Source organism: Oleiphilus sp. HI0043, assembly GCF_001634935.1.
Genome location: NZ_LWEY01001882.1, coordinates 1 through 809 on the forward strand (window position 1 = coordinate 1; position 809 = coordinate 809).

General features: G+C 43.5%; 1 pseudogene. It reads left to right on the forward strand.

Annotated features, from left to right (window positions below):
- Window positions 1-809: pseudogene (locus tag A3729_RS33650) on the forward strand (flagellar hook-associated protein FlgK); the annotation flags it as partial.

Consider the following 809-nt stretch of genomic DNA (forward strand, 5'->3'; position numbering starts at 1 on the left):
CAACAATTTATTAGATGCTCGGGATGAAGCTTTACGAGAGCTATCTGAATACGTAAACGTAGCAGTTTTTCCTACAGGAGCAGATGGTCAGGTCAACGTATTTGTGGGAAATGGTCAGCCTCTTGTTTTAGGAAGCTCTTCAAATCAGTTGGATGTGACTTTAAACCCTAGTGACACTGAACGAAAAGAAATTGTTATGCAGGTTAATGGTCGCTCTCAGATAATTAGTAATGAGCTGACCGGCGGAAAAGTAGGTGGGCTTCTAGACTTTAGAGACAATGAACTTACAACAGCAGTTAATAGTCTCGGTCGTATAGCTATGGTTTTGTCAGACACCGTCAACAAGCAGCATGGCTTGGGTATGGATCTGGAAGATAATTTAGGCGGCCTATTCTTTAGGGATGTTAATGAGGAAGTGTTGGCACGAAGCCGCGTTCTGGGAAATAGTACCAATGCTGAACCTCAAGATCATAGTATGCAGGTTAACATCATTGATGCGACCGAGTTGACAACCAACGATTACGACCTGAAATTTGAAGGTCCATCGAGCAACGATTATACCCTGTTCATCGCAGGTACAAATAATGTTGTGACCAAAGGGATACTACCTGGAATTTTTCCGGCTAGTGTTGAAGTCGATGGTTTTCAGCTGCAGTTTAATTCCGGCACATTCAAGGTTGGTGATCGTTTTGTTATTAAACCCACAAAAAATGGTGCAGAGGATATAGGCGCAGAAATTGACAGGGTTGAAGCGATTTCTTTCGCCGCCCCAGTTCGTGCGGATGCTAACCTGGGTAATACCGGTAATG